This is a genomic window from Variovorax sp. E3, from assembly GCF_016082275.1.
Taxonomy (GTDB): Bacteria; Pseudomonadota; Gammaproteobacteria; order Burkholderiales; family Burkholderiaceae_C; genus Variovorax.
Window position 1 is genome coordinate 1 of the sequence record NZ_MOWM01000266.1, and the last position, 5,675, is coordinate 5,675.

Sequence of the window (5,675 nt, forward strand, 5' to 3'; positions counted from 1 at the left end):
CCCGGCGGCACGCCGCCGGCGCGGCCCCCGCGCCGTTCTTCGGCGGCGCCGACCCCACGCCCGTGGCCGAGGTCGGCGAGCTGGGCCTGCTCAACCCGCTGGTGTCGGCGGCCGGCAAGCTGCTGGTGCTGATCGGCAAGCTGCGCAACCTGGCGCAGCCGCCCAACGTGCCGGCGCTGCGCGCCTCCACCGCCGACGCCGTCAACCAGTTCGACCAGAACGCGCGCCGCGCCGGCGTGGGCAACGAGTCGGTGCTGGCCGCGCGCTACGTGCTGTGCACCGCGCTCGACGAGGCCGTGGCCAACACGCCCTGGGGCGTGCAGGCCGGCTGGAACAAGCAGAGCCTGCTGGTGCAGTTCCACAACGAGACCTGGGGCGGCGAGAAAGTGTTCCAGCTGCTGGCCAAGCTCGCGCAGGACGTGCCCACGCACCGCCAGCTGCTGGAGCTGATCTACAGCGTGCTCGCGCTCGGCTTCGAGGGCCGCTACCGCGTGGTCGACAACGGCCGCGCGCAGCTCGACTCGGTGCGCCAGCGCCTGGCCGACCTCATCACCAAGGACCGTCCGGCGGTCGAGCCCGAGCTGTCGCCGCATTGGCGCGGGCAGGGCGCGGGCACGGTGCGGCTGCGCGAGTCGCTGCCGCTGTGGGTGTTTGCCGTGGGCTTCGCGCTGCTGCTGGCGCTGGCGTGGTTTGCGCTGCGCATCACGCTCAACTACCGCTCCGACACCACCTACGCGGCCGTGTCGAGCCTGCGCGCGCCCAACATCCAGATCGCGCCGCCCGCGCTGCCGGCCAAGACGCCGCGCCTGGCGCGCTTTCTGGAGCCCGAGATCAAGCAGGGCCTCGTCACGGTGACCGACGAGGCCGACCGCAGCGTGGTGCGCCTGCGCGGCGACTCGTTCTTCGGCTCCGGCAGCGCCGAGCCCATGGCGCAGTCGCTGCCGGTGCTGCGCCGCATCGGGCAGGCGCTGGCCGAGGTGAAGGGCGAGGTGCTCATCACCGGCCACTCCGACAACCAGCCGATCCGCTCGCTGCGCTATCCGTCCAACTGGCACCTGTCGGCCGCGCGCGCCGACGCGGTGAAGGGCGCGCTCAGCACGCTGGTCGACCCCGCGCGCATGCGCTCCGACGGCAAGGCCGACGCCGAGCCCGTGGCCGCCAACGACACGCCCGCCAACCGCGCGAAGAACCGCCGCGTCGACATCGTGCTGCTGACCGAAACCGGAGCGGCGAAATGATCAAGAAAATCTTCGGCTTCCTGTTCAGCCCGCTGCTGCTCACGCTGCTGGCGCTGATCGTCGTCGCGTTGCTGATCTGGTGGGTCGGCCCGCTGGTGAAGATCGGCGCGCTCGCGCCGCTCGAAAGCGAGATGGTGCGCGCCGTCGTCATCGGCGTGATCGTGCTGGTGGTGTTGTTGCGCGCGCTGTACCGCCGCTGGCGCGCGCGCCGCGCGAGCCAGCACCTGACCGACGGGCTCATGAAGGCGCCCGCCGCCAGGACCGGCGCGCCGGCCAGCGGCGAGCAGCAGATCCTGGACACGCGCTTCAGCGAAGCCGTGGCCACGCTCAAGCAGATGCGCCTGCACGCGGCCGGCAAGAAGCGGGCTGGCGCGACTGGATGTCGATCTCGGGCGGCAGCTATCTGTACGACCTGCCGTGGTACGTGTTCATCGGCGCGCCGGGCGCGGGCAAGACCACCGCGCTCGTCAACTCGGGCCTGAGCTTTCCGCTGGCCGAGAAGTTCGGCCCCGGCGCCATTCGCGGCGTGGGCGGCACGCGCAACTGCGACTGGTGGTTCACCGACGAGGCCGTGCTGATCGACACTGCCGGGCGCTACACCACGCAGGACAGCCACCAGTCGGAAGACAAGAGCGCATGGGAAGGCTTCCTGGGCCTGCTGAAGAAGGCGCGCCCGCGCCGGCCGCTGAACGGCGTGTTCCTCACGGTGAGCGTGGCCGACCTGCTGAGCCAGGGGCCGGAGGCGCGCACGCAGCTCGCGGCGTCGATCCGCGCGCGGCTGCTGGAGCTCGACGCCAAGCTCACCACGCGGCTGCCGGTGTACGTGCTCGTCACCAAGAGCGACCTGCTCTACGGCTTCACCGACTACTTCGACGACCTGGGCAAGGAACAGCGCGCGCAGGTCTTCGGCTTCACCCTGCCGGCCGACGAGAACGTGCAGCAGGACGAGAAGGGCCTGTCCACCGCGTTCAACCGCGAGTTCGCGCTGCTGCACAACCGCGTGAACGACGGCCTCATCGCGCGCATGCAGCGCGAGACCGACGGCACGCGCCGCGCGGCCATCTTCGGCTTTCCGGCGCAGTTCGGCTCCATCGGCTCGCTGCTGTCCGACCTGCTCGAACAGGTGTTCACCGGCTCGCGCTTTGCGCAGCCGCCGTGGGTGCGCGGCGTGTACTTCACCAGCGGCACGCAGGAGGGCAGCCCGATCGACCGCGTGATGGGCAGCCTGGCGCGCAGCTTCGGCATCGAGCGCGCGATGCTCGCGCCGCAGAAGTCGAGCGGGCGCAGCTACTTCCTCACTGCGCTGCTGCGCGAAGTGGTGTTCCCCGAACAGCGCCTGGCCGGCGCCGACGTGAAGCTGGAGCGCCGCCGCCACACGCTGCGCTTCGTCGGCGTCACCGCGATGACGCTGCTCACCGTCGGCCTGCTCGCGGCCTGGGGCTACAGCACGCTGCAGAACCTCAACTACCTGAAGTCGGTCGAGGCACGGGTCGACCCCGCCAGGCAGAACCTCGCGGCGCTGCCCGCGCGCGTGCAGAACCTGGTCGAGGTCGCGCCCGTGCTGCAGAGCCTGCGCGACATCTGGAAGACGCCCGACAACCGCCAGGGCGACGAGCCGCTGTCGATGACGCTGGGCCTGTACCAGGGCGACAAGCTCGACGCCGCCGCCATGCTCACGCACCAGCGCGCGCTCAACGACGCCTTCCTGCCGCAGATCGCCAAGCGCATCGAGGACCAGCTGCGCACCGCGCAGAAGGACAACCTCGAGTACACCTACGAGGCGCTCAAGAGCTACCTGATGCTCTACCAGCCCGAGCACTTCGACCCCGAGGCGCTCAAGGCCTGGATCACGCTCGACTGGTCGCGCAACCTGGACCGCGGCATTCCCGAAGACCAGCGCAAGCAGCTCGAGGACCAGCTCGACGTGCTCATTGCGCAAGGCCCGCCGCGCTCGCCGCTCAAGATGGACGAGAACCTGGTGCGCAGCGTGCGCGCCGTGCTTGCGAGCTACCCGCTGGAGCAGCGCGTGTTCAGCCGCCTGAAGCGCCAGCGCGCCACCAAGGACATTCCGGGCTTCAGCGTGGCCACCGCCACCGGCCCCTCGGGCCCGCTGGTGTTCGAGCGCATCAGCGGCAAGCCGCTGACCGAGGGCGTGCCCGGCATGTTCACCTACGACGGCTATCACAAGCGCTTCCAGAACGAAGTGACCGTGCTCACCGGCCTGCTCGCCAATGAAGACCCGTGGGTGCTGGGGCAGGACCGCAACGCCGCCGACCGCCTGCGCGACGTGGCCGCGCTCGGCGCGCTGACCGACCGCGTGCGCCGCCTCTACCTGGAGGAATACGTCAAGCAGTGGGAGGCGCTGCTGGCCGACGTGCGCCTGATCCGCGTGAGCGGGCTCGAGAAGAACATCGAGACCGCGCGCATTCTCTCGGGCGTCGATTCGCCGCTCGCGAACTTTTTGCGCGCGGTGGTCAAGCAGACCACGCTCATTCCGGCGGCCGACGCCAACAAGGACGTGGTCAGCAAGGCCACCGAGACCGTGCGCAACACGCGCAAGGGCCTGGAAGATCTGTTCGGCGGCGACCCCGGCCGCCAGGTGGCGCCGGGCAAGCGCATCGAGAGCATCGTGGACGACCGCTTCGAGTCGCTGCGCCGCCTCGTCACCGCGGGCGGCCCCAACCAGCCCGCGCCCATCGACGACGCGCTCAAGCTCTTCAACGAGGTGTACGTGTACCTCAACGCGGTCGACACGGCCGTGAAGGGCCGCACCTCGCCGCCGCCCGGCGACGTGGCCGGCAAGCTCAAGTCCGACGCGGGCCGGCTGCCCGAGCCGGTGCGCTCGATGGTCGAGAACCTCAGCCAGGCCGGCGCCGCGCAGGCCCAGGTGGCCGAGCGCGGCAACCTGAGCCAGGACCTGCGCCCCGTGGCCGAGTTCTGCGCGCGCGCCATCGCGGGCCGCTACCCCTTCGTGCCGAGCAGCAAGCGCGACGTGCTGCCCGAGGACTTCGGCCAGATGTTCGGCCCCGGCGGCCTGATGGACGACTTCTTCCAGAAGCGCCTGGCCGCGCTGGTCGACACCAGCACCAAGCCGTGGCGCTACAAGCCCGTGGCCGAGCGCGGCGCCATCACCACGCAGGCGCTGGCGCAGTTCGAGCGCGCCGCGCGCATCAAGGACATCTTCTTTCGCGGCGGCGGGCGCGGGCCGTCGATGCGGCTGGATTTCAAGCCGGTGGAAATGGACGCGGGCATCACGCAGTTCATCCTCGATGTCGACGGGCAGCTCGTGAAGTACGCGCACGGGCCGGTGGTGCCGATGGCGGTGCAGTGGCCGGGGCCGAAGGGCAGCAACCAGGTGCGCATCCAGGTGAGCCCGCCTTCGACGACGGGCAGCTCGGGCGCGGCGGTCGACGGGCCCTGGGCGCTGTTCCGTGCGCTGGACGACGGGCAGCTCGAAGCCGGGGATGCGCCGGAGAAGTTCTTCATCACCTTCCAGATCGGGGCGCGCAAGACGCGCTTCGAAGTGACGACGAACAGCGTGCAGCATCCGATCCGCCTGCGCGAGCTGCGGGAGTTTTCTTGTCCGGAGGGGCTGTGAACGCCGCGGCTTCTTCATCTTCCTCCTCCTCTTCTTCCTTTGCGCTGCTGGCATCGGATGCGTTGCCGGGGTGGTTCGGCAAGTTGCCGGGCATGGGGGACTTCGCGCATCGGCGTTTGCCTGAAGGGTTTCGCGCGGTGTGGGATGCGTGGCTGCAGCGCGGGCTGGCGCGGTTGCGGGACCAGCGTGCCGATTGGACGGAGCGGTATCTGGAAGCGCCGATCTGGTGCTTTGCATTGGGCCCGCAGGTCGTTGGCGAACGGGGCTGGATCGGGGTGCTGATGCCTTCCGTCGACGGGGTGGGGCGGTATTTTCCTTTCACACTGGCTGTCGAGCTGGATGCGGCCGTCGGGGCCGAGCTTCGCGGGGAGGCGCTGGTTGCGGCGCTGCAGTGGTGGACTCGGGGGGACTTCAGGCTGCGCTTGAAGGGCTTGAGGGGGATCTGGATGGGGTGAGGTTTGATGGTGTGCTGCAGCGGCTGTTTGTTGTTGCTGCTGCTGCTGCTTCCGATGGGCGGGAGAGTGTTGTCGAGTCGCTGGGTTTGCCTGCGGCGGGGGCTTCTCTTTGGTTGGGGGATCCTTCTGTTTCCGGAGGGGTTCGGATGCCCTGTGTCGGGTTGCCTGTTGATGTGCAGTTCGATGCCTTGTTTCTTGGCTTCGCAGAGGAGGGGTGAGATGAAGGACGCTCTTCTTCTTGCTTTCCGAGGCCGGGTCTCGCCCCGGCAGGCGACCTACTTTTCTTTGCTTCGCCAAAGAAACGTAGGCAAAAGAAAGGCGACCCTACTGTCTGCGTCCCTCCGCTTCGCTACGGGCAACCTGCGGTGCTCGCGTTTCGCGGGG

Annotated in this window: 4 protein-coding genes; all 4 read left to right on the plus strand. The window is 69.5% G+C overall.

All coding sequences use genetic code 11. The features are described from left to right. The coding region (locus BMG07_RS39490) for a DotU family type VI secretion system protein (RefSeq protein ID WP_269759859.1) at positions 1-1,238 on the plus strand (1,238 nt) is incomplete at its 5' end. Next, the gene (locus tag BMG07_RS43710) at positions 1,235-1,720 is read left to right on the plus strand and encodes a hypothetical protein (RefSeq protein WP_269759860.1); all 486 of its coding nucleotides are present in this window, start codon (positions 1,235-1,237) and stop codon (positions 1,718-1,720) included. The genes BMG07_RS39490 and BMG07_RS43710, both read left to right, overlap by 4 nt. Continuing rightward, positions 1,618-4,836 (plus strand): type VI secretion system membrane subunit TssM, encoded by a 3,219-nt coding sequence (tssM, locus tag BMG07_RS39495; protein ID WP_269759861.1) that lies wholly within the window; start codon positions 1,618-1,620, stop codon positions 4,834-4,836. The genes BMG07_RS43710 and tssM overlap by 103 nt, the downstream gene beginning before the upstream one ends. Next, positions 4,833-5,291, plus strand: a complete 459-nt coding sequence (gene tagF / locus BMG07_RS43715) for a type VI secretion system-associated protein TagF (RefSeq protein ID WP_307867301.1) — start codon at positions 4,833-4,835, stop codon at positions 5,289-5,291. The genes tssM and tagF overlap by 4 nt, the downstream gene beginning before the upstream one ends. Positions 5,292-5,675: the final 384 nt, after the last annotated feature.

Excerpts from the sequence above, each read along its gene's own strand:
- BMG07_RS43710 (WP_269759860.1), top strand. The coding sequence starts at position 1,235 with ATGATCAAGAAAATCTTCGGCTTCCTGTTCAGCCCGCTGCTGCTCACG.
- tssM (WP_269759861.1), top strand. The coding sequence starts at position 1,618 with ATGTCGATCTCGGGCGGCAGCTATCTGTACGACCTGCCGTGGTACGTG.